This is a genomic window from Sphingomonas floccifaciens, from assembly GCF_042681125.1.
Taxonomy (GTDB): domain Bacteria; phylum Pseudomonadota; class Alphaproteobacteria; order Sphingomonadales; family Sphingomonadaceae; genus Sphingomonas; species Sphingomonas floccifaciens.
This window is the reverse complement of sequence record NZ_JBHUFC010000025.1, coordinates 208,107-229,146: the sequence shown is the minus strand read 5'-3', so window position 1 is coordinate 229,146 and position 21,040 is coordinate 208,107. Positions and strand designations below refer to the sequence as shown.

Sequence of the window (21,040 nt, the reverse complement as noted above, 5' to 3'; positions counted from 1 at the left end):
ATGCCCGCCAAAATTCTTGTCGTCGATGACGACGCCGCTATCCGTCGCCTGCTGCGCACCACGCTGATCCGGGCGGACTACACCGTCGTCGAGGCCGAAGATGCGAAGACTGCGCTCCGCCAGGCTGCGGTCGAACACCCAATCGCAATTCTCCTCGATCTTGGCCTGCCTGATCGCGACGGTCTCGCGATCATTCCGCAACTCCGCGCTCATGGCGATATCGTCATCCTTGTGGTTTCGGCCAGGGATGCGGTCGACGAGAAGGTCACGGCGCTCGATCTCGGCGCGGACGATTTCGTGACCAAGCCGTTCGACACTGAAGAGCTTCTAGCACGCCTCCGGGTTGCGCTGCGTCATCAGGGATCGTCGGGGACGACACAGAAAATCGTGCGGCGGGGTGATCTCAGCATCGATCTTGATCGGCGGATCGTCTGCCGTGATGGTGAAGAGCTTCACCTTACCCGCAAGGAGCACGAGGTTCTGCGCGTGCTGGCACGCCACATCGGGCGCGTGGTGACACATGAACGCGTCCTCGCCGCTTGCTGGGGCGCGGACGAGGATCCGCGTGTCGAATATCTGCGGATCGTCATCCGTAACCTGCGTCAGAAGCTGGAAGCCCCGGGCCCGGTCGGCAGCGTCATCGCCAACGAGCTGGGCGTCGGATATCGGCTTCGCTCCGATCACTGAGCGTGGGCTGGTCGGCGATCGTGTGTTGCATCCGGATGTGCCGTCACCATCAGAGCGCAGGTCCGAAGTTGTAGGTAGCGCTATCGAGACGGTACTTGCCGGGGTGGCGCCTGGATCGCGCGTTCATCGGCTGAGCCATTCGCGCAGGAGCATCGTCGTCTCGCCCGGGCGTTCGATCGGGGCGAGGTGGCCGCAGTTCTGCAACACATGAAAGCGCGCGGTCGGTATGCGGCTCGCCAGCGCCTGGGCATCTTCGGGCATGCAGATGCGGTCGCGATCGCCGACCGCTACCAGAGTGGGGACGCGGATCGCCTCGATCGCCGGGGTCAGGCTGGGGCGGGCGAGCAGGGCGCGTTGCTGGCGCTCGAACACCTGCGCGCCGACGCGGTCAGCCATCGCCTGGACCGGGCCGCTCACGATCGGCGTCAGCATCGGGTCGGCGTGGGGCGCGGTGGCGAGCAGGCCCTGTTCGCCCATCGACCGCGGCCGCGACCGCAGCGAGGCGCGCGTGCCGAACAGCGCGATCCGCTCGATCCGCTCGGGCGCGCAGCGGATCATCTCGAGCGCGACATAGCCGCCGAGGCTTACCCCGGCGACCGCGAAGCGGGGCGGGGCATGCGCGAGCACCCGCTGCGCCATGCCGCCGAGCGTGTCGTCGACGGTGAGGTCGCCGAGCTCAGGGTGGGCGATGTCGCCCAGATCGACGATCTGGCGCGCCCAGAGCTGACCGTCGCAGCCCATGGCGGGCAGCAGGACCAGCGGCACGGTACGGTGAACCATCCTCAAATCTCCCGGGTCAGCCGACGAACGGAAAGGCGAGGACGAGCAGGCCGGTCAGCGTCATTACGATGCAGACCAGCGTCGCCGGAATGATTGTGAAGCGCTGGTGGTCGGCGAACTCGACGCCCGCCAGGCTGACGAGCAAGTAGGTCGAGGGCACCAGCGGGCTGAGCAGGTGCACCGGCTGGCCCATCAGCGAGGCACGCGCGATTGCCATCGGCTCGACTCCGTAATGTGCCCCGGCCTCCGCCAGGATCGGCAGCATGCCGAAGTAGAAGGCGTCGTTCGAGATGAAGAAGGTGAACGGCAGGCTGAGCGCGGCGGTGATCGGCGCCATGTACGGCCCCAGCGCCGGCGGGATCACGTTGACCACTTCGCGGCTCATCGCCTCGACCATGCCGGTGCCCGACAGGATGCCGGTGAAGATGCCGGCGGCGAAGATCAGCGACACGACCGCCAGGACGTTGCCGGCATGGGCGCCGATCCGCTCCTTCTGGTCGGCGATCTTCGGATAGTTGGCGACCATCGCGATCGCGAAGGCGAGCATCATCGTGATCGCGAGCGGCAGGATACCCAGGACCAGCGCGGCGATCAGCGCCAGCGTCAGCGCGGCGTTGAACCAGCGCAGATGGGGACGGCGCGCCTCGGGGAACTGCGACACGGCCATGCCGGTGAAGTCGGTCGGTACATTGCCCTTCACATGACCGATGCGGCGGCGCTCCTTGTGACCGAAATACATCGCCAGCAGAATCAGGAAGACCAGGCCGGCGATCATGCCGGGGATCAGCGGAAGGAATAGCTCGGCCGGATCGAGCTTCAGGGCGCTCGCAGCCCGGGCGGTCGGCCCGCCCCACGGCGTCAGGTTCATGATCCCGCTGGTGCACATCAGCAGCGCGACGAGGTACAGCCGGTTCATGTCGAACCGCTTGTAGAGCGGCAGCAGCGCGGCGATGCAGATGATGTAGGTCGTCGACCCGTCCCCATCCAGGCTGACGACCGCGCACAGCACCACCGTGCCGACCAGGATCAGCAGCGGATCGCCGTGGACCAGCCGGATCAGGCGCCCGACCAGCGGATCGAACAGGCCGGTGTCGGTCATCGTCGAGAAGAACAGGATCGCGAAGAGCAGCATGACGCCGGTCGGGGCGAGGTTCTTGATCCCTGCGATCATCATGTCGCCCAGCCCCGCCGAGAAACCGGCGATCAGCGCGAAGATGGTGGGGACCAGGATGAGCGCGACGAGCGGCGTCATCTTCTTGGTCATGATCAGTGTCATGAAGACGGCGACCATCAGGAAGCCGTAGGCGGCAAGGGTCATGTCGAGGGTCCTCGGGGCGAAAGGGGCGTCAGAAGGTGACGGCGATGCGGGTGCCGACGGTCTGACCGTCGTCGGGGCCGGTGTAGGCGCCGGCACGATTGTCGGTGTTCCAGTGGGCGACGTTGAACTGGAACCGGATGAAGCTGTTGAGATACCAGTTGGCGCCGACCGTCGCGGCCCAGCCGCGCCCGCCGGTCAGCAGGTTGGTATAATCGAGGTCCTCGTAGCGCGCGGTCAGCTCGATCGCGCCCGGTCCGCCGTCGAAGATCGACTTGAGCACCCGCGGCTGGCCGAAACTGCCCAGGCGCGGATTGTACGGCGGCAGGTCGCCGGTCAGGAACCAGCCGCCCGACACGCTCCACGCCGTGCTCACGAAATCGGGACGACCGCCGTCGAGACGCGCCTCGCGGCGCCCGGCCTCGCCCATCAGCCACAGCGGGCCGACATAGCCGCCGACTTCCACGCCATAGCCGGTCGTGCCAGTGCCGCCCGTCAGCGCGCCGGTCGATACGCGCAGCGCGCCGTTGAAGCGGCCGCCGATGACGGTGTTGCGGGTCAGCGCCGTGGCGCTGGACGCCAGCGCTTCGTCGAAGCCCCATGCGCCCAGATGCAGCACGCCGCGGTCGGTCTTGATCGGGTTCCAGTGGACGCGACCCAGCACGGTGCGGCTGTCGCTGTTCGCCTGGTTGCCGTCGACACGGTCGCCGGTGACGGTCAGCGACGCGTGGCCCGATTTCCAGAACACGCGCGGCATGATGCCGATGCCGTAGAAGCCGCGTTGCGGAATGATCGCGGTGGCGACGACGGTCCGTTCCATGAACGGTGTCGAGTCGGAGCCGGTCGAGCCTTCGAACGAGCGGTCGTTGAACAAATGACCGGCGCGCACGTCATAGTCGCCGATCTTGCCCAGCCGGTTGCGCCAGCCGATGAAGGCGGTGACGATATCGACCTCGTTCTCCGAAAAATCGCTTTCGAACTGATAGAAAAAATGCGTGCCGACGCCGCCCTCCAGCCCTAGGCGCAGCGCGCGCATGCCCGTCGTCGTGATGTTGCGCCCGGCATAGCGCGAGCCGAAAGTCGAGCTGACGTCGGTCAGGATGCGCCCGCGTGGCTTGTAGGTGAAGACGCCATCGGCCGAGCGGAAGACGGGCAGGCCGGCGCCCCATTCGGTGGTGACGCCCGAGGCATTGGCGTCCCGCGCGCGGCCGATGTCGCGTTCGGCCGGACCGGGCGAGACGAGCTGCGGGGCGAAGGGCGGCGTGATCACCTGCTGCGGCGCAGAGGCGAGAGCGACTGGTGGCACGGCCTCTGCCGGGGCGGCGGCCTGCGCGCCCTCCAGTCGATCGAGCCGCGCCTTGAGTGCCGCGATCTCGGCGGCCTGCTGGCGCACCAGCGCGGCCAGATCGTCTTGCGACGGGGTCTGGGCGAGCGCAGGCGTGGCGGCAACCAGCGCGACGACCGCGCAGGCGGTGGGGAAGACGGTCATTTGCGGGACGCTCCTTCGGCGAGGATGGCGCGCCAGTCGGCCAGGAACCGGCGGCGCTTGATCGAATCGAGATTGACGAGCAGTTGCGGCCCGATGCGGATCGGGCGGGCCTGGTCCTTGCCCAGCCGCGGCGCGCGGACATCGGTGCGGACCGGCAACAGCCATTCGCGGGCGAGCAGCGTCTGGCCGGTGCGCGACAGCAGAAAATCGAGGAACAGCCGCGCCGCCGCCGGGCGCCGGGCCTGACGCGTGATGAAGGCGACCCGCGACGCGACGATGGTATAGTCGCGCGGGAAGACGACGCCGATCCGCGGGTCGCGTCGGGCGCGGACAAGGGCATAGGGACCGACGACGTTGTAGGCGATCGCGATGCGACCGTCGGCCACGGCATCGAGCATCGGCCCGGTCGCGCGCACCACCCACGGCCGCGTCGCCGCGATCGCCTGGAGCAGCGAGCGCGTGTCGCGGGTGATCGCATAATCCTCGGTCAGGTAGAGATAGCCGACGTTCGAGCGCGCCGGATCATAGGTCGCGACCCGTCCGGTCAGCGCCTTGCGGCGCTCGACCAGCATCCGCTCCAGCGCCTCGTGGGTGCGCGGTACCTGCGTCGGTGGAATGGCGCGGCGGTTGTAGACGATCGCGACCGGTTCGGTCGTGACGCCGAAGCCCATGTTCTTCCAGACAGCGGACGCAGGCAGCGCCGGCTTCTCGGGGCTGTCATAGGCCTGCGCATAGCCGTCGTTCAGCAGCTTGGCCTGTAGGTCCATCCCCGACGACCAGACGAGGTCCGCGGTCGGTCGGCCATCGCGCGCTTCCGCGACGACACGGTCGTAGATCGCGCGCGATTCGAGCTCTTCATAACGGACGCGCACGCCCGGATAGGTGCGCTGGAAGGCGGCGATCAGCGGGGCCATCGCCGCGGCGTCGGCATTGCCGTAGACGCGCACGCCACGCTCCGCCCGCGCCGTGGCGATCAGCGTGTCATAGCTGTGCGGATAGCCCTGGGGACGCTGTGCGGCGGCCGGCGTGGCCAGCAGCAGCGCGACGATTGACATCAGGAAACTGCGCATCGTTCAGGTCCTCTCGCTTCCCGGCTCTCAGTTCGGGTAAGCTCGTCACCATGATGTATGTGACGAACCTGTCACCCGCCTTTCACCGATCCGTCGCATCATGCGCATTCTGATCGTCGAAGATGATGCGGCCCTGGCTCGCAGCCTGACCGCGCTGCTGCGCGGCGCCGGCCATGCGGTCGATCACGTCGCCCGCGGGAAGGACGCGCTGATGGTCGTCGGCGAGGAGCCTTATGCGCTGGTCATCCTCGACGTCGGCCTGCCGGATATCGACGGCTTCGCGGTGTTGCAGGCGCTGCGGCGGCGCGGCGAGCGGGTGCCGGTGCTGATGCTGACCGCCCGCGATGCACTCGACGACCGCATCCGCGGGCTCGACCTCGGCGCCGACGATTATCTGCGCAAGCCGTTCGCGCCCGCCGAGCTGGAAGCGCGGATCCGCGCGCTGGGCCGCCGCCGCGGCGGAGACCCGACGCCCGAGCTGATCGTCGGCACGCTGGTGCTCGACCGATCGGCCGGAATGGCGCGGGTGGGATCGCGCGCGCTCGACCTGCGGCGACGGGAATGGGCGGTGCTCGACGCGCTCGCGATCCGCGCCGGACAGATCGTCACGCGCGAAACGCTGCAGGCGGAGGTGTTCGGCTATGACGAACCGGTCGGCCCGAACGCCCTGGAAGTGAACATCACGCGGTTGCGCGGGAAGCTCGGTCCCGATGGTCCGGCGATCCGCACGGTGCGCGGGGTGGGGTATCTGCTCGATGCCCGCTGATCGCCGGCGGCGGGCGATCGCGCTCAGGACACGGCTGCTGGCCGCGATGCTCGCGCCGCTGTTGCTGACCGCGGTCGGGCTTGGTCTGGCGGGGGCGGCGCTGATCGCCGATGTCGTCCGTCGCACCAACGACCGGGTGCTCGGCGGGGCGCTCGGCGCGATTTCCGAAACGGTCGCGGTCGAACGCGGCGAAGTGACGCTCGACCTGCCGGCCGCTGCGTTCGGCATGCTGGAGAACAGCGAGCGCGACAACATCTACTACCGGATCGCAGTCGGATCTCGCCTCGTCACCGGATATGGCGACCTGTCGGCGCCGCGGATAGACGAACTGACGCTCGACGTGCCTCGCTTCCGGTTCGCGCGCTACCGCGATCAGGATATCCGTATCGTCGAGGTTCGCCGGGCGCTGCCGCGGATCGCCGGTCCGGTCATCGTCCAGGTTGCCGAGACGCTGGACGGACGCCGCGCGCTGCAACGCCGGCTCATGACCGCGCTGCTCGCCGGGGAAGTCGTGCTGCTGGCGATCGCGGCTATGTTCTTGGGTCCGGCGCTGCGCTGGAGCCTGCGACCGCTGGCCCGCCTCCGCGCGGCGGTCGCGGCGCGCGACACGCGGGCGACGCCGGACCTGTCGCCGATCGACGCCGGCCCGCTGCCGGCCGAGCTGGAGCCGCTGGCCGATGCGTTCAGCAACGTACTCGCGCGGCTCGATACCGCCACCGCCGGGGTTCGCCGCTTCACCGGCGACGCCTCCCACCAGATGCGCACGCCGCTGAGCGCGCTGAAGATCCAGGTGGCGCTGGCGCAGCGCGGCGACCGCGCCGCCCTCGCCGAAATCGCCGATGCGGCCGACCGGCTGGAGCATCTGGTCACGCAACTGCTCGCGCTCGCCCGCGCCGAAGAGGTCGGCGCGACGCCGCCGTTCGCGCCCGTCGACCTGCGGGAAGTGGCGGTCGCGGTCATCAACCGCCACATCGCCCGCGCGATCGAGGCGGATGTCGAAGTGATCCTGGACGCGCCGCCCAGCCTCGTCCTCGACAGTCATCGCACGTTGCTGTTCGAGATCCTGTCGAACCTGCTCGACAATGCGATCCGCTACAACCGGGCGGGCGGGACCGTGACCATCACGATCGCGGCGGAGGCCGACGCGGCGACGATCGCCGTCGGTGACGACGGCCCCGGGCTGTCCGAAACGGAGGTTTCCCGCGCGGGGGAACGTTTCGTCCGTTTCGCATCCGCGGACGATCGCGAGGGGAGTGGACTGGGTCTCGCCATCGTCCGCTCGGCCACCCAACGGCTGGGCGCAGATCTCGAGATCATCAGCACCCGGCCAGGACTTCGCGTCACGGTGAAATTCCCGTTTGAGACGGGGGGCAAAGGCGGTTGATGACAACGCGCTCTCGATGGATGGAGCAACGGTTCCGTCTTTTGTGATGCCGCCCACGAATACTTGGCATCAGCGGAGTTACGACGACGATTGAATATCAGGGGCGTCGGCCATGGGGCAGGCAGCGCGAAGCAGGCGCTGTGGTTTCGTCGCAGGCCTGCGATGTCGATCCCGTCACGGCGCTGGATTGGCGTCGGGAACCGCTCCGCGCATCGCTCCGCTTCTCGTTTCCTGCCCCGGAAACCAAGTCGGTTCGTCACGATGCCTCCCTATGGTCGCAACCCGGCTTCGTTGCGCGCCCCAAAAACCGCCAGTGCCGCCGCACCGGCCGCGGCGCAGCAGCCCAGCAGGACCAACGTGGCTTGCAGCCCGCCGGTCGCTTGGCCCAGCGCGATCGACAGGATCGGGGCGAGGAACTGGCCAAGGAAGAAGGTACCGGTCCACAGGCCCGTGCCCTGCCCGCGCGCGAAGGGCGGCAGGACCCGGAGAACCCAGGTCAGCAATGTCGGAAGCAGGATGCCGCCGCCGACGCACGCGACGACCGTCAGAAGGGCGGTGGGCCAGAACGCGCTCGACAGGCCTACGCCGACATAACCGACCGCCGACAGCGCGAAGCCTGCGGCCAGCAGACGTTGCGGGGCGGCGGTCGACAGGTGCCGGAACAGCAGGGACCCGAGCACGACGCCCAGATTGGCGACGGCGCCCACTCCGCCGATGACCGCGGGGGACGTGATGCCGACGCCTTCCAATATGGTGCCGATCTGGAGCATCAGCGTGTAGAACAGCAATGCCGCGCCCAGCGTGATCGCGATGATCGAGGATATCGCGCGAAACGGAAAGGCCGCGCGCGCGTCGGACCGGGCGGTGGTGGCGGGTTCGAACAGGACCAGCGCCGCGGCGACGCCGATCGGCAGCGCCAGCAGGTACAGCAGGAACGGTCCGCGCGATCCGAACGCTTCGCCCAGAATGCCGCCGATCGCGATCAGGGCGATCGCGCTTAGGCTCGTGACAGCGGTCTGGATCGCGATCCAGCGTTCGCGGCGCTTGCCCTCGAAATAGTCGCCGACCATCGTGGTCGCGACGGTCATGATCGCCGCTTCGTTCAGGCCGAGCAGGATGCGGAAGGCGAGGATTAGCGGCAGGCTGTGGAGGACCAGCGGCAACAGGCCGATGATGCCGTAGAGGAACAAAGCCGCGACCAGGACGCGTTTGCGCCCGACCCTGTCCGACAGCCAGCCCGCGACCGGAGAGAAGAGCGCGACGCAGAGCGCCGGCACCGTCAGCATCATCGGCACCAGGACTTCCGCCCCCGGCGTCGCGGCGAACTCGCGCGACAGCATCGGCAGGACTGGGACCAGCGACACGATCGCCATCACCGGCATCACCGCCGACGCCATCAGAATCACGCCCTGTCGCGTACCCGCCGGTCGTCCCGCGTCCATCGCCTCGCCCGTCACGGGCCTTGTGTCGCTAGAAATGGTCCAGATCCTTCGCGATGCGGACGGGGCCGCGGTAGGTTTCGGCGATCGTGCGGAGGTAGCCGGCGGCGCGCGCCGAATTGTCCGCGCCGGCCGCGAAATGGGTGATCGCGACCGACTTCACCCCGGCCCGCGCGGCAAGCGTGCCGACGTCCTTCGGCGTCAGGTGATGGGTGGTCAGGTGCCGGATCAGCTGCTGCTGGGCGACGGCGGGCATGTTCGGGGTGATGCGCCGGACAACCTCCAGCGTGCCCTCGACATCGATCATCTCGCTGACCAGCAGGTCGGCGCCCTTCGTCAGCCGCTCGACCGCGGCGCTGGGGCCGGTGTCGCCGGTATAGACGATAGACCGGCCGGGCAGGTCGAAGCGCAGCGACAGCGATTTGTACGCCACGTCCTCCGCCGATCCGGGTGCGAAGTCGTAATGGGTGTTCTGCGCGGCGGTGACGGTCATCCCGTCGATCGAGAGGCGGGTGTTGTCGGCCATCTCGACGACGGTGACGGTCGACGCCGGCGGCGCCCAGGGCTGGCCGGGAATGCCATAGCCGGCGCGGGCGGCCGGCTCCATCGACGCGACGATCCCCGCGACCAGCGCCTTGGTTCCCGGCGGGCCGTAGACGGTCAGCACGGGCCGGACGTTGGTCTGATTGCGCAGGCCGAGCACCGCCGCCAGCCCGCCGGTGTGATCGACGTGCAGGTGGCTGAGGAAGACCGCGCGGACTTGTGGCAACAGGATGCCGGCCTTCGCCAGCTGCTCGACCGCACCGTCGCCGCAGTCGATGAGATAGGCGTCCTTGCCCCGCAGCAGCACATTGGCCGGCTGCGACCGTGTCGTGCTCGGGACCGGCCCGCCCATCGTGCCGAGCGTCACGAAACGGTCGGCCGGGGGCGACTGCCCCCAGGCCGGCGCGGTCGAGAGCAGCGCGGCCAGCATCGGCACGGCGATGCGGATCATCGTCAGAACCCGAAGCCGACGCGCACGCCATAGGTACGCGGCGGGCGAAGCGTGCCGACGGGGAAGTTCAGGATCGGCCGCGTGCCGGCGCGGGCCAGTACCGCGCGGTTCTCGACATTGTTGACGAAGCCGGTCAGGCTCCAGCGATTGGCCGCCCCGCGCAGCGTCGCATAGAGGTCCGACATCATGAAGCCGCCCTGCGACTCTTCCGGCCGGTAGTTGGTATTAAGGAAGCGCGACGTCTCCAGATTGGTGCGCGCGCCGAGCAGCAGCGACAGGTCGTTGCCGAGTTCGACCGTGCGCTCATAGCCGATGTTCGCCGCCCATTCGGGGGAATTGGCGGTCGGCTTTCCCGAACAGTCGATATCGAAGAACAGCGCGCCGTTGATCCCCGGATTGGCCGCACGCGTGCCGACCGTGGCACAACCGGTCGGCACCGGACTGCCGGTCGGCGAGAAATTGGCCGTGCGCAGCGTGTCGTACTTGCCGCGCAGATATTGGACGTTGGCGAAGAACTGGTCGAACCGGCTGGGCGCGAAGCGCAGGTCGAGCTCCAAGCCATAGATGTGCGAGCGCCCGGCGTTGGTCGTCACCGACCCTTGCGCGATCACGCCGTTGCCGGTCGGCACGCCGCCGACGAAAGTGATCTGCTGGTTGAGGTACTTCCAGTAGAACGCTTCCAGATTGATCTGGAGTTTGTTGTCGAGGAAGCGATTCTTGGTGCCGACGGTGAAGGCGGTCAGTTCCTCTGGCGCATAGGTGTTGTTGGGCGGCGAGGCGACGAAGAAGCCGCCCGATTTGAAGCCGGTCGCGACGTTCGCATAGACCAGCGACGCCGGGCCGGCGTCCAGCTCGACACCAGCCTTCCACGTGAACTTCTCGAACGTCAGCGCGCCGGTGATCGGGGTGCCGAGCGTCGGCTCGATCGGGCCGGGCAGGCCGCCCGAGGCCGCGGCGGTGCGCTGGCTCTTGTCCTCCTTGGTGTACCGACCGCCGCCGATCAGGCGCAGCGTGTCGGTGACGGCGAAGGTGAGCTGGCCGAAGGCCGCGAGGCTCTGCGTCTTGACGTTGGGCGTGAAGCGGGTGGTCGAGATATTGCCCTGGCGGAAGAAGTTGGTCGCCTCCTGCTGCTCGTTGAAGAAGAAGGTGCCGAGCACGTAGCGCAGGCGGCCGGTGTCGGGGGAGGTCAGGCGAACCTCCAGTGACATCTGGTCGGTATCCTCCTGCAACTTGCCGAGGAAGCCGGGAACATAGGTTTCGAGATCGACCTTCGACTTGCGATACGCCGGCAGCACGGTCAGCGTGGCGAAGCCCATGTCGCCTTCGACCTGGGCGCTCAGGCCATAGAAGCGGTTGTTGAGATAGCCGGTCGTGCTGGCGGTCGAGACGCAGCCGCTGCGCACGAAGCCGCCGAAGCCGCCGCAGAAGGGGGGCGCGAAGACGGTCGCGGCATAGCCGGCGATGATCGCGGTCGCGCGCGGATCGGCCAGGCCGATGCGATCCTCCAGCGGCGGGGCGGTGAAGGCGGCGCTGGAGAGCAGGACGGCGCCCGCGCCCTTGCCATGCTGGCGATAATAATCGCCGACCAGCGTCATCGACCAGTCGGACGACGGCTGGATCAGCAGCGACGCGCGCGCCGCTTCGCCGCGTTCGTCATCATAGCCATCGGACAGATAGCCGTCGCGATCGACCAGCTGGCCGGCAACGCGCAGCGCGACCGTCTCGCCGATCGGCACGTTCAGCGCGGCGAAGCCCTTCTTCGCATCGTAGTTGCCGTATTCGAGCAGCCCTTCGGCGGAAAAGCTGCCGAGTTCGGGCTTGCGCGGCAGAACGTTGATCGCGCCGCCGGTGGCGTTGCGGCCGTACAGCGTACCCTGCGGCCCCTTCACCACCTCGACGCGTTCGAGGTCGTAGAAAACACCCGCCGGCGCGGTCGGGCGGCCGATGTAGACGCCGTTGAAATTGAACGCGATCGCGTTTTCCGAGAACGAATTCTGCGATGCCGTGCCGACACCGCGGAGGAAGAAGCTGGTCGTGCCGCCGGTCGGCTGGACGACCAGCGAGGGGACGAGCTTGCTGAGGTTCGCCGTCTCGGTGACGCCGGCATTGGCGAGTGCGTCGCCGGAGACGGCGGTGACGGGAACCGCCACGCGCTGGAGGCTTTCGGATCGACGCTGCGCCGTAACGACGATGTCCTGCAGGCCCTGTTCGTCGGTGTCGGCACCCGTCTGAGCGGTCGCCCCCGGCGCGGCGGGCGTGTCCTGCGCCACGGCCATGGTCGGCATCGCCACGCACAGCGCAAACAGCGACGCCATCGTACGATCACGCATTTCAAGATCCTCCCATGTCGGCCGCTCCTGCGGCTCGTTTCGGCATCGAGCATGCTGCGCTTTGTGCGATCAGAAAAACGAGTAATTTGTATAGGCCGGTATCAACTTCGTTTATCAGAAGCGTTTGAGGCCCATTTGCGATCACTCTTTCTGATCGCGCGGGATCAAATAAACTCATTTTATCGATCCCTCGCGATCCCCTATCGTCGTTGCAACGATAGCGAGAATGGAGAGGCGCGATGGAGACGAGCGGGTCGTATCGGCCGCATAGGGCGGTGTGGGAATGACGGCGCTCGATATCCTCGTCATCGGCGGCGGGATCGGCGGGCTGACCGCTGCGATCGCGCTGCGCCGCGACGGACACCGCGTCACCGTCGTCGAAAAGGACCCGACCTGGTCGGTCTATGGCGTCGGCATCATCCAGCAGTCGAACGTCATCCGCGCGATGAGCGAGCTTGGGCTGATCGACAGCTATCTCGACGCCGCCTGCGGGTTCGATCACGTCGAGGTCTTCATTCCGACCGGCGTCCGCATCGCGCGCGTGCCGTCGCCCAAGCTGGTCGAGGGCTATCCGGCCAATGTCGGCATCGCTCGGCCTGCGCTGCACAAGGTGCTGGCCGATCGCGTGATCGCGGACGGCGTCGAGGTGAAGCTGGGCGTGACCACGACCGACATCGCGGATCATGGCGATGGCGTCCGCGTCACCCTGTCGGACGGGACCGCGCACGACGTCGATATCGTCGTCGGCGCGGACGGCGTCTATTCGCATACCCGCACGTCGCTGTTCCCCGATGGTCCCGGCCCCGAATATACCGGACAGGCGGTGTGGCGGTACAACCTGCCGCGGCCCGAAGGACTCGACTCGCTCCAGGCCTATAACGGTCCGATCGGCATCGGGCTGGTGCCGATGAGCGCCGAGCAGATGTATATGTTCGTGACGACGCCCGAACCGGCCGGCACGCGCTATCCGCGCGAGGGGCTGGCGGCGGCGATGCGCGCGAAGCTGGCGGCGGCGCCGGAGGCGGTGCGGGCGCTGGCGGACGGCATCACCGACGACGACGGCGTCGTCTATCGCCCGCTGGAGACGCTGATCGTCGACGGCGACTGGCACAAGGGGCGCGTCGTGTTGCTGGGCGACGCCCTCCACGCGACGACGCCGCACCTGGGGCAGGGCGCGGGAATGGCGATCGAGGATTCGATCGTGCTCGCGCAGGAACTCAGCAAGGCCGACACGCCCGAAGCCGCCTTCCGCGCCTATCGCGACCGCCGCTACGATCGATGCGCCTACATCGTGCGCTCCAGCCTGGCGATCTGCCGCGGGCAGCTGGGTTTGTCCGAGCCAATCGATAACGCAGCGGCGACCCGCGAGATGTTCGCCGTCATCTCCCAGCCGATCTGAACCGAAGGACCATCCGAATGAGCCGAGTGACTGACATCCGCTACGTCGGATATGCGATGCCGGACATGGAGGCGGAGCGCGCCTTCTATGCCGACGTATGGGGGCTGGAGCCCGTGCCGTCCGACGACGGCATGGCCTATTTCAAGGCGCAGGGCCACGGCGAGCATCATGTCGTCCGCTTGCGTCAGGACGAGGTTGCGCGCGTTGACGTGATCGCGTTGTCGACCGAAACCCGCGCCGACGTCGATGCGCTGCACGACCGCGTTGTCGCGGCTGGTTGCAAGATCATCTTCGCGCCGCGCGACCTGACGTCGCCGGGCGGCGGCTACGGCTTCCGCTTCTTCTCGCCCGACGGCATGCCGTTCGAGGTGTCGAGCGACGTCGCCGAAGGCAGCAAGCGCGAGATGGCGCGCTGGGACGCGGTGCCGCAGAAGATCAGCCACATCGTCCTCCACTCGCCCGACCACAAGGCGGCGGTGCAGTTCTTCATCGACGTGCTGGGCTTCCGGCTCAGCGACTGGCTGGGCGACTTCATGGCCTTTCTGCGCTGCAACGAGGCGCATCACCGCATCGCCTTCCTGCCGGGGCCGCCGTGCCTGAACCACGTCGCCTATGACGTGCTGACGGTGGACGACATGATGCGCGGGATCAGCCGGCTGCGGAAGAAGGGCACCGACATCCTGTGGGGGCCGGGCCGCCACACCGCGGGCAACAACACCTTCTCCTACTTCACGACGCCGAACGGCTTCGCGGTCGAATATACGTCCGAGCTGGAAGACGTCGATTTCCACGCGCATGAGGCGCAGGTCCATGTGCCGGGGCCGCAGATCATGGACCAGTGGGGCGTCGGCGTCGGCGGCCCGCAGACCATGCCGCACCCCAAGCCCGACCCCGCGCTGTTCCAGCCGGCGGAGGTGTAAGCCCATGGCGCTGTTCGAATATTTCCCCAACTACATCTGGAACCTGTCGGTCGCGATGGCGCTGGAAAGCGGTGCGCAGATCGGCGAGATCGTCGATATGTGCCAGCCGATCCGCGATGCGGCGGCGGGCGGCGCCGATGCCGGCACGCCGCAGTTCATGGCGAAATGGGTCGAGATGGCCGACCGCCTGATCGGCCTGGCGGACGAGGACGATGCGCGCGGCCGCGGCTTCTCCGCCTCCGACAAGCTGGAGCGGGCCGCGCTGTACCTGCTGGTCGCCGAGCGCATGCAGGGCCACGGCCATCCGGGGCGCAAGGCGACCTATGCCAAGGCGCTGGAGGCGTTCGAACGCTCGACCCGCCTGGGCAGCCTGCCGCGCGAGCGGGTCGAAGTGCCGCTGGCCACTGGCACCATGCCCGCGCTTTACACCCGTGCGCCCGGCGAACGGCCGAAACCGGTCGTCGTCTATTGCAATGGCCTCGATAGCTGCAAGGAGCTGCTCTACTGGTCGAAGCTGCCCCATGCGCTGGCGCGGCGCGGCATCTCGACCCTGTGCGTCGACCAACCCGGATCGGGCGAGGCGCTGCGGCTCCAGAGCCTGCCCGTCGACCCGCACAGCGAAACCTGGGCGTCGAAGGCGGTCGACTGGCTTGAGGCGCGTGACGATGTCGATCCGACACGCATCGGCATGACCGGCATTTCGCTCGGCGGGCATTTCGCGCCGCGCGCCGTCGCCTACGAACCGCGCTTCGCCAGCGGCGCGGTGTGGGGCGCCAACCACAATTGGCGCGAAGTGCAGGACAAAAGGATGAAGCGCGAGGGCGAGAATCCGGTGCCGCATTACTGGGCGCACGTCATGTGGGCGTTCGGTGCGACCGACATGGACGAGTTCCTCGCGAAGTCGACCGACATGAACCTCAACGGCCACATGGACCGCATCCGCGTGCCGTTCCTGGTCACCCACGGCGCCAGTGATCGCCAGATCAGCGTCGAGTATGCGCACGATCTGCACGACCAGCTGGTCAACGCCCCCCGCCGCGAACTGAAGCTGTTCACGCCGCGCGAAGGCGGGGTCGAGCATGTCGGCGCCGACAATATGAGCTTCGGGCGCGACTATATCGCCGACTGGTTCGCCGACACGCTGGGCGGGCACACGGCGTGACCCGCCGCTTTCTCGACCTATCGATCACGCTCGACCCAGAGGTCATCACTGACCCGCCGTTCATGCGTCCGTCTATCACCTACCAGACGCACGAAGAAACGGTGGCGGAAGTGCAGAATTTCTTCCCCGGCCTGACCGCGGAGCAGATGCCGGGCGGGCTGGGCTTTGCCGCGTCGGAGACGCTGACGCTGACGACGCACAATGGCACGCATCTGGATGCGCCATGGCATTACCACCCGACGATGGACGGCGGGAAGCCGGCGATTACCATCGACGAAGTGCCGCTCGACTGGTGCTTCCGGCCCGGCGTGAAGCTCGACTTCCGGCACCTGCCCGACGGCTATGTCGCGACTGCGGCGGACGTCGAGGCGGAACTGGCGCGGATCGGTTACGAGGTGCAGCCGCTCGACATCGTGCTGGTCAATACCGCGGCCGGCGCGGCGCTGGGGAGCCCCGACTTCCTCAGCAAAGGCTGCGGCATGGGTTACGAAGCGACGATGTACCTCACCAGCCGCGGCGTCCGGGTGACGGGCACCGATGCGTGGAGCTGGGACGCGCCGTTCGGTGCCACCGCGCAGAAGGTCGCGGAAACCGGCGACACCTCGCTGATCTGGGAAGGGCATAAGGCCGGGCGCGACATCGGCTATTGCCACATGGAAAAACTGACCAACCTCGACCAGCTGCCCGATTACGGTTTCACCGTGTCGTGCTTCCCCGCCAAGGTGAAGCGCGGATCGGCCGGCTGGACGCGCGCGGTCGCGATCTTCGAGGACTGACGATGCGCCTTTCTACCCTGCGCGACGGGACACCGGACGGGCGCCTCCTCATCGTTTCGCCCGATGCCACGCGCTTTGCCTCTGCGCCGGTTCCGACGCTTCAGCAGCTGCTGGAGCAGTGGGAGGCGCACGCGGCGACCTGCCGGGACGTTTCCGACTTTCCGGACGCGCTAGACCCTCAAACCTTGGCGGCGCCTCTGCCGCGGGCGTGGCAGTGGCTCGACGGGTCGGCCTATGACAGCCACGGCGCGCTGATGGATCAGGTGTTCGGCATCACGCCCGAACGCACCGGCCTGCCGCTGATGTATCAGGGCCTCTCCGACCGTTTCTACGGCCCCTTCGACGACGTGCCGCTGCCGTCCGAGGAGCTGGGCATCGATTTCGAGGGCGAGTTCGGGGTGATCGTCGGCGCCGTCCCGATGGGCACGCCGGCGGAGGCCGCGCTCGATTACGTCCGGCTGGTCGTCCAGATCAACGACTGGTCGCTGCGCGCGCTCGCCGGGCTGGAAATGAAGACCGGCTTCGGCTGGGTCCAGGCCAAGCCGGCGTGCGCGATGGCGGGCATCGCGGTTACACCCGATGAGTTGGGCGACGTTTGGCGCGACGGTCGCGTCTGCGCCGACCTGAGGGTCGACTGGAACGGCGAACGCTTCGGCCAGCCCAACGGCGCGCCGATGGCCTTCGGCTTCCACGAACTCATCGCCCACGCCGCCCGTACCCGCGCACTGCCGGCTGGGACGATCATCGGATCGGGCACCGTCTCCAACGCCAATTTCCGCGAGGTCGGATCGACCTGCATCGCCGAGCGGCGCGGGATCGAGATCGTCGACGAAGGCGCGGCGCGGACCGGCTTCATGCGCTTCGGCGACCTCGTGCGGATGGAAGCGTTGCTTCCCGATGGCCGCGCACCGTTCGGGGTGATCGAGCAGCGGGTGGTACAGGGGTAAGGCCCCGGCCGCGCCGATCCTCCCCTGCAAGGGGAGGTGGCAGCGCGCAGCGCTGACGGAGGGGTGTCGCGCTCTCGATAGCGGGACACCCCTCCACCACCGCTTCGCGGCGGTTCCCCTCCCCTTCCAGGGGAGGAAAGTCGAATGCCGACCCGACCTATAAACCCGCCGCGCTGTCGGCGACCACTTGCTCGAACATGCCGATCAGCCAGGCGATGCCGGCATCGTTCGCGCGGCTCGAATGATATTGCACGACCTCGCACAAAGGCGGCATCTCGAACGGCAGCGGCTGCATCGCCAGGTCGAATGCGGCGCAGAAGGTCGCGGCCAGTCGTTCCTGCAACACCGCGATACGTTGCGTCTGCGGCAGCATCAGCGGCACGCCCGAGAAGGTCGACGACGTGACCTCTATCCGCCGCTGGTCGATGTACGGCAGCATCTGCTTTTCGGCGAAGGACAGCTCGCGCCCCGACCCGATCCGCACTGCGACATGGCCGAGCGCCAGGAACGTGTCGAGATCGAGCGGCCGATCCATCGCCGGATTGCCGCGCCACCCGACGACGACATGCCGGTCGGCGAATAGCGGGCGAAACGGATGGGCGGGGGAGGCATATTGTTCGGGGCTGATGATACAGTCGATCTCGCCATTTTCGAACTGGGTGATGCTGTTCGGCCCGGTCGGGCCGACGTCCATGCCGATCCCCGGCGCTGCGGCATGAATCGCCCGCAGGGCGGGGGAGATCAGGACGGTCTGGATGAAGTCCGACGCGCTGACACGGAACCGGCGCTGCGACGTGGCGGGCGCGAAGCTGGACGATGTGTCGATCAGCAGGTCAGCCTTCGCCAGCAGGTCCCGGGCGATCGGCCATAGCTGTTCGGCGTATGCGGTCGGGATCATCGATCGACCGATCGATACCAGCAGTTCGTCGTTGAAATAGTCGCGCAGGCGGGCGAGCGCGGCGCTGACCGCCGGCTGGCTGAGCTTCAGCCGCTCCGCCGATCGCGAGACGCTGCGTTCCTGGAGCAGGATGTCGAGCGCGACGACGAGATTGAGGTCGAGACCTTTGAACCGCATAGGCGGTCTTAATCAGAAAAACGCGGGGGCGTCACGGCAGCAGACCGTAACGCCCTCTCGCAATCAGAAATTATAGCCGAGCGCCAGGCCATAGGTCCGCGGCGGCAGATAGGTGACGCCGATCAGGCGGCTGGTCGCCAGCGCGAAGGTGCTCGACGGGCGGAACACGTCGAACACGTTCTTCATGAACAGGTCCGCCTTCAACCGGCGATCGGCGGTGACATAGCTGACCGCCATGTCGACCTGCGTATAGGGCCGCGAGCTTTCGATATCGCGCTCGAACTCGCTGAAATAGATGCGGTTCTTGTACGACACATCGGCCAGCACGGTCAGCTTGCCCGGCAGATAGCCGTCGGGCGTGTCGGCCTCGCCGTGGATGTTCCACGCCCAGCGCGGCGTGTTGCGCACCGCATTGCCGGCCAACTGGATATTGCCGCCGCCCGGTGCGCCGAACGCGGTGGGATCGGGGTTGGTCGTCGCGTTATAGGCGGGCGACCCGGCCGAAGCGACGTTCGCCGGATTGAGCGGGTCGAGCGTCAGGTAGTCGGTGAAGCGCGCATCGACATAGGACAAGGCACCCGAGAAGCGCACGTCGCGCGAGGGGCGGGCGAAGATTTCCAGTTCGACGCCGTCCGCCTTGGTGCTGGCGGCGTTCTGGAAGATCGTGGTGTAGCCGCTCGGCCCGCCGGAGATGGTCTTGTTCAGCTGCAACCCGTCGAGGCGGTAATGATAGACCGAGGCGTTGACCGTCAGCGCACGGCTCAGTTCGGCCTTCACGCCGGCTTCGTGGTTGAAGATGCGTTCGGGGTCGACGATCGTGGTCGAGCCGGAGGCGTTCTCGCCGGAGCCTGCCTTGAACCCTTCGGAATAGGTATAATAGACGAGCAGGTCGCTGTTCGGCTTCCATTCCAGCCCGGCCTCCGGCGTGAAGTCGCGGAAGGTGCGGGCGCGCCGCGTCTGGTCGGCGGTGTAGCGCAGCACGGGGCCGAGGCCGTTGCGGGTGATGACGATCGACGGATTTTCCGACGTCACCCGCTCGTCGCTGTAGCGCCCGCCGAGCTTGATGCGCAGGCCGCTCAACCCGCTCGCCAGCGTGGCCAGATCGATATTGGCCTGGCCGAACACGGCGAAGGCGCGGGTGCCGAGGTTGGAGCGGGTGCAGACCCGCTTCGGCGCGATGACCCCACCGCTCGACAGCGTGCCGGGGCCATAGCCGCAGAGGCCGAAGGCTTCGTTGAGGTCGATGCCCGCCGCGGTTAGCACCGCGATGTTGCTCGCCTGGCCGTTGCGCGGGGCGAGGCCCACGTTGTCGATCGGCCGCTGGCGTTCGTGGAAGTAGTAGCCGCCGAGGACCAGGCTGCCGAGGCGGCCGGTGTAGTTCAGTTGCAGCTCGTTGCTGAACTGCTTGCTGTCGATGCGACGTTCCTGATTGGTCGTCGCCTGGCCGTTGGTCGCCAGGCTGTCGATAACCGCCGACAGGTCGAGGTCCTGGAACAGCGACGAGCGGAAACGCCGGTAGTTGGTGATGTTCGACAGGCTGATCGTGCTCGACAGATCGGCGCGCAGCGTGCCGGTCGCGGCCCAGGTTTCGGTATCGGTGCCGACCTGGCTTTCCGAGGCGAGGTCGCGCGGGCGACGCGCATAGCCGCCGACGCCGAGTGGTGGCAGGCGAGCGACGCCGGGGAAGGAGGCGCGCAGGTAATGGATCGCGCCCGAGCTGTCGTCCTGGCGGAAATATTCGCCCGACAGGAGATATTCGACGCTGGGGGACAGGTCGACGGCAACCTGCCCGCGGACCATGCGGCGCTTCAGGTCGTCGACGTCGCGACCGGTGACCGGATTGGTGCCGAAGCCGTCGCGGTTCTCGATGCGCGCCGCGATGCGCGCGCGGATGCCGTCGCTCAGCGCCCCGGTAAGCGCGCTTTCGGCGACGATCTGGTTATAGGCGCCATAGGTCAGCCGCGCATAGCCGCCGAAATCGGCGGAGGGCTTGGCGGTGATCAGGTTGATCGAGCCGCCGACCGCGTTACGGCCATAGAGCGTGCCCTGCGGCCCGCGCAGCACTTCGACGCGCTCCAGATCGAACAGGCTGGTCAGCTGTGCCTCGGCACGGGCGACATAGGCGCCATCGACATGGAAGGCGACGCCGGTCGAGCTGCCGGTGGTCGAGGTGTTGGCGCCGACGCCGCGGATGAAGATCTTCGCCTGGTTGAAATCGCTGCCGAAATTGACCGACGGGACGATCGTCTGAAGGTCCTGCAGCGTCGATACCTGCGCCGTCTCGAGCCGGTCGGCACCGATCGCGCTGACCGCGGCGCTGACGTCCTGGATCGACTGCTGCCGCTTCTGCGCGGTGACGATGATCTCGCCCGGCTGGGCTTCGTCATCGGCGGGGCGGGCGGTCTGCGCCGGGTCGGTTGTCGTCGCCTGCTGGGGCGGGGCGACCGTCCCAAGCAGAGTCACCGCGATCGTCGTCCAGCTCATGCCGTCCTCCCCTGTTCTTATAT

At 67.6% G+C, this 21,040-nt stretch carries 17 protein-coding genes; 8 read left to right on the top strand and 9 right to left on the bottom strand.

Annotated elements, in window-relative coordinates; all coding sequences use genetic code 11:
* Window positions 1-687, top strand: coding sequence for a response regulator transcription factor (locus ACFSC3_RS20335; RefSeq protein ID WP_380942219.1), 687 nt, complete (start codon window positions 1-3; stop codon window positions 685-687).
* A 123-nt stretch (window positions 688-810) separates the two neighbouring features.
* Here ACFSC3_RS20335 and ACFSC3_RS20330 read toward each other — a convergent pair whose 3' ends face one another.
* Genes ACFSC3_RS20330 through ACFSC3_RS20315 form a run of 4 tightly spaced genes read right to left on the bottom strand, consistent with a single transcriptional unit; the run spans window position 811 to window position 5,341 of the window.
* On the bottom strand, window positions 811-1,467 hold the full coding sequence (locus tag ACFSC3_RS20330; protein WP_380942217.1) for an alpha/beta fold hydrolase: 657 nt from the start codon (window positions 1,465-1,467) through the stop codon (window positions 811-813).
* Window positions 1,468-1,483: 16 nt separating this feature from the next.
* Complete coding sequence (locus ACFSC3_RS20325) at window positions 1,484-2,785, bottom strand: CitMHS family transporter (RefSeq protein ID WP_380942215.1); 1,302 nt, start codon at window positions 2,783-2,785, stop codon at window positions 1,484-1,486.
* Window positions 2,786-2,813: 28 nt separating this feature from the next.
* Complete coding sequence (locus tag ACFSC3_RS20320) at window positions 2,814-4,271, bottom strand: OprO/OprP family phosphate-selective porin (protein WP_380942213.1); 1,458 nt, start codon at window positions 4,269-4,271, stop codon at window positions 2,814-2,816.
* A complete protein-coding gene (locus tag ACFSC3_RS20315) occupies window positions 4,268-5,341 on the bottom strand; it encodes an ABC transporter substrate-binding protein (protein ID WP_380942211.1) in 1,074 nt (357 codons plus the stop codon). Before ACFSC3_RS20315 ends, ACFSC3_RS20320 begins: the two co-directional genes overlap by 4 nt.
* Before the next feature lie 100 nt (window positions 5,342-5,441).
* Between ACFSC3_RS20315 and ACFSC3_RS20310 the strand changes: the two genes are divergently transcribed.
* Window positions 5,442-6,107 carry a response regulator gene (locus ACFSC3_RS20310; RefSeq protein WP_380942209.1) on the top strand — a complete coding sequence of 222 codons (666 nt, stop codon included), beginning with the start codon at window positions 5,442-5,444 and terminating at the stop codon, window positions 6,105-6,107.
* Entirely contained in the window at window positions 6,097-7,491 is a 1,395-nt protein-coding gene (locus ACFSC3_RS20305; RefSeq protein WP_380942207.1) for a sensor histidine kinase, read from the top strand. Before ACFSC3_RS20310 ends, ACFSC3_RS20305 begins: the two co-directional genes overlap by 11 nt.
* A gap of 269 nt (window positions 7,492-7,760) precedes the next feature.
* Here ACFSC3_RS20305 and ACFSC3_RS20300 read toward each other — a convergent pair whose 3' ends face one another.
* Genes ACFSC3_RS20300 through ACFSC3_RS20290 form a run of 3 tightly spaced genes read right to left on the bottom strand, consistent with a single transcriptional unit; the run spans window position 7,761 to window position 12,254 of the window.
* A complete protein-coding gene (locus tag ACFSC3_RS20300; RefSeq protein WP_380942205.1) occupies window positions 7,761-8,948 on the bottom strand; it encodes an MFS transporter in 1,188 nt (395 codons plus the stop codon).
* A gap of 13 nt (window positions 8,949-8,961) precedes the next feature.
* Window positions 8,962-9,924, bottom strand: coding sequence for an MBL fold metallo-hydrolase (locus ACFSC3_RS20295; protein WP_380942203.1), 963 nt, complete (start codon window positions 9,922-9,924; stop codon window positions 8,962-8,964).
* Window positions 9,925-9,926: 2 nt separating this feature from the next.
* Window positions 9,927-12,254: a TonB-dependent receptor gene (locus tag ACFSC3_RS20290; protein ID WP_380942201.1), complete on the bottom strand. Its 2,328-nt coding sequence runs from the start codon at window positions 12,252-12,254 to the stop codon at window positions 9,927-9,929.
* Between the two features lie 283 nt (window positions 12,255-12,537).
* Between ACFSC3_RS20290 and ACFSC3_RS20285 the strand changes: the two genes are divergently transcribed.
* From ACFSC3_RS20285 to ACFSC3_RS20265, 5 genes are read left to right on the top strand one after another with little or no spacing between them, the layout of a single operon-like run.
* On the top strand, window positions 12,538-13,653 hold the full coding sequence (locus ACFSC3_RS20285; protein ID WP_380942199.1) for an FAD-dependent oxidoreductase: 1,116 nt from the start codon (window positions 12,538-12,540) through the stop codon (window positions 13,651-13,653).
* 17 nt (window positions 13,654-13,670) lie between these two features.
* Complete coding sequence (locus ACFSC3_RS20280; protein WP_380942198.1) at window positions 13,671-14,573, top strand: VOC family protein; 903 nt, start codon at window positions 13,671-13,673, stop codon at window positions 14,571-14,573.
* 4 nt (window positions 14,574-14,577) lie between these two features.
* A complete protein-coding gene (locus ACFSC3_RS20275; protein ID WP_380942196.1) occupies window positions 14,578-15,735 on the top strand; it encodes an alpha/beta hydrolase family protein in 1,158 nt (385 codons plus the stop codon).
* Window positions 15,732-16,511 carry a cyclase family protein gene (locus ACFSC3_RS20270; protein ID WP_380942194.1) on the top strand — a complete coding sequence of 260 codons (780 nt, stop codon included), beginning with the start codon at window positions 15,732-15,734 and terminating at the stop codon, window positions 16,509-16,511. The genes ACFSC3_RS20275 and ACFSC3_RS20270 overlap by 4 nt, the downstream gene beginning before the upstream one ends.
* Before the next feature lie 2 nt (window positions 16,512-16,513).
* A complete protein-coding gene (locus ACFSC3_RS20265; RefSeq protein WP_380942192.1) occupies window positions 16,514-17,458 on the top strand; it encodes a fumarylacetoacetate hydrolase family protein in 945 nt (314 codons plus the stop codon).
* 157 nt (window positions 17,459-17,615) lie between these two features.
* Here the strand turns inward: ACFSC3_RS20265 and ACFSC3_RS20260 are convergent, their stop codons facing one another.
* Together ACFSC3_RS20260 and ACFSC3_RS20255 are read right to left on the bottom strand one after the other, a co-directional pair.
* Window positions 17,616-18,533 carry a LysR family transcriptional regulator gene (locus tag ACFSC3_RS20260; RefSeq protein ID WP_380942190.1) on the bottom strand — a complete coding sequence of 306 codons (918 nt, stop codon included), beginning with the start codon at window positions 18,531-18,533 and terminating at the stop codon, window positions 17,616-17,618.
* Between the two features lie 63 nt (window positions 18,534-18,596).
* The gene (locus ACFSC3_RS20255) at window positions 18,597-21,017 is read right to left on the bottom strand and encodes a TonB-dependent receptor (RefSeq protein WP_380942188.1); all 2,421 of its coding nucleotides are present in this window, start codon (window positions 21,015-21,017) and stop codon (window positions 18,597-18,599) included.
* Window positions 21,018-21,040 lie beyond the last annotated feature (23 nt).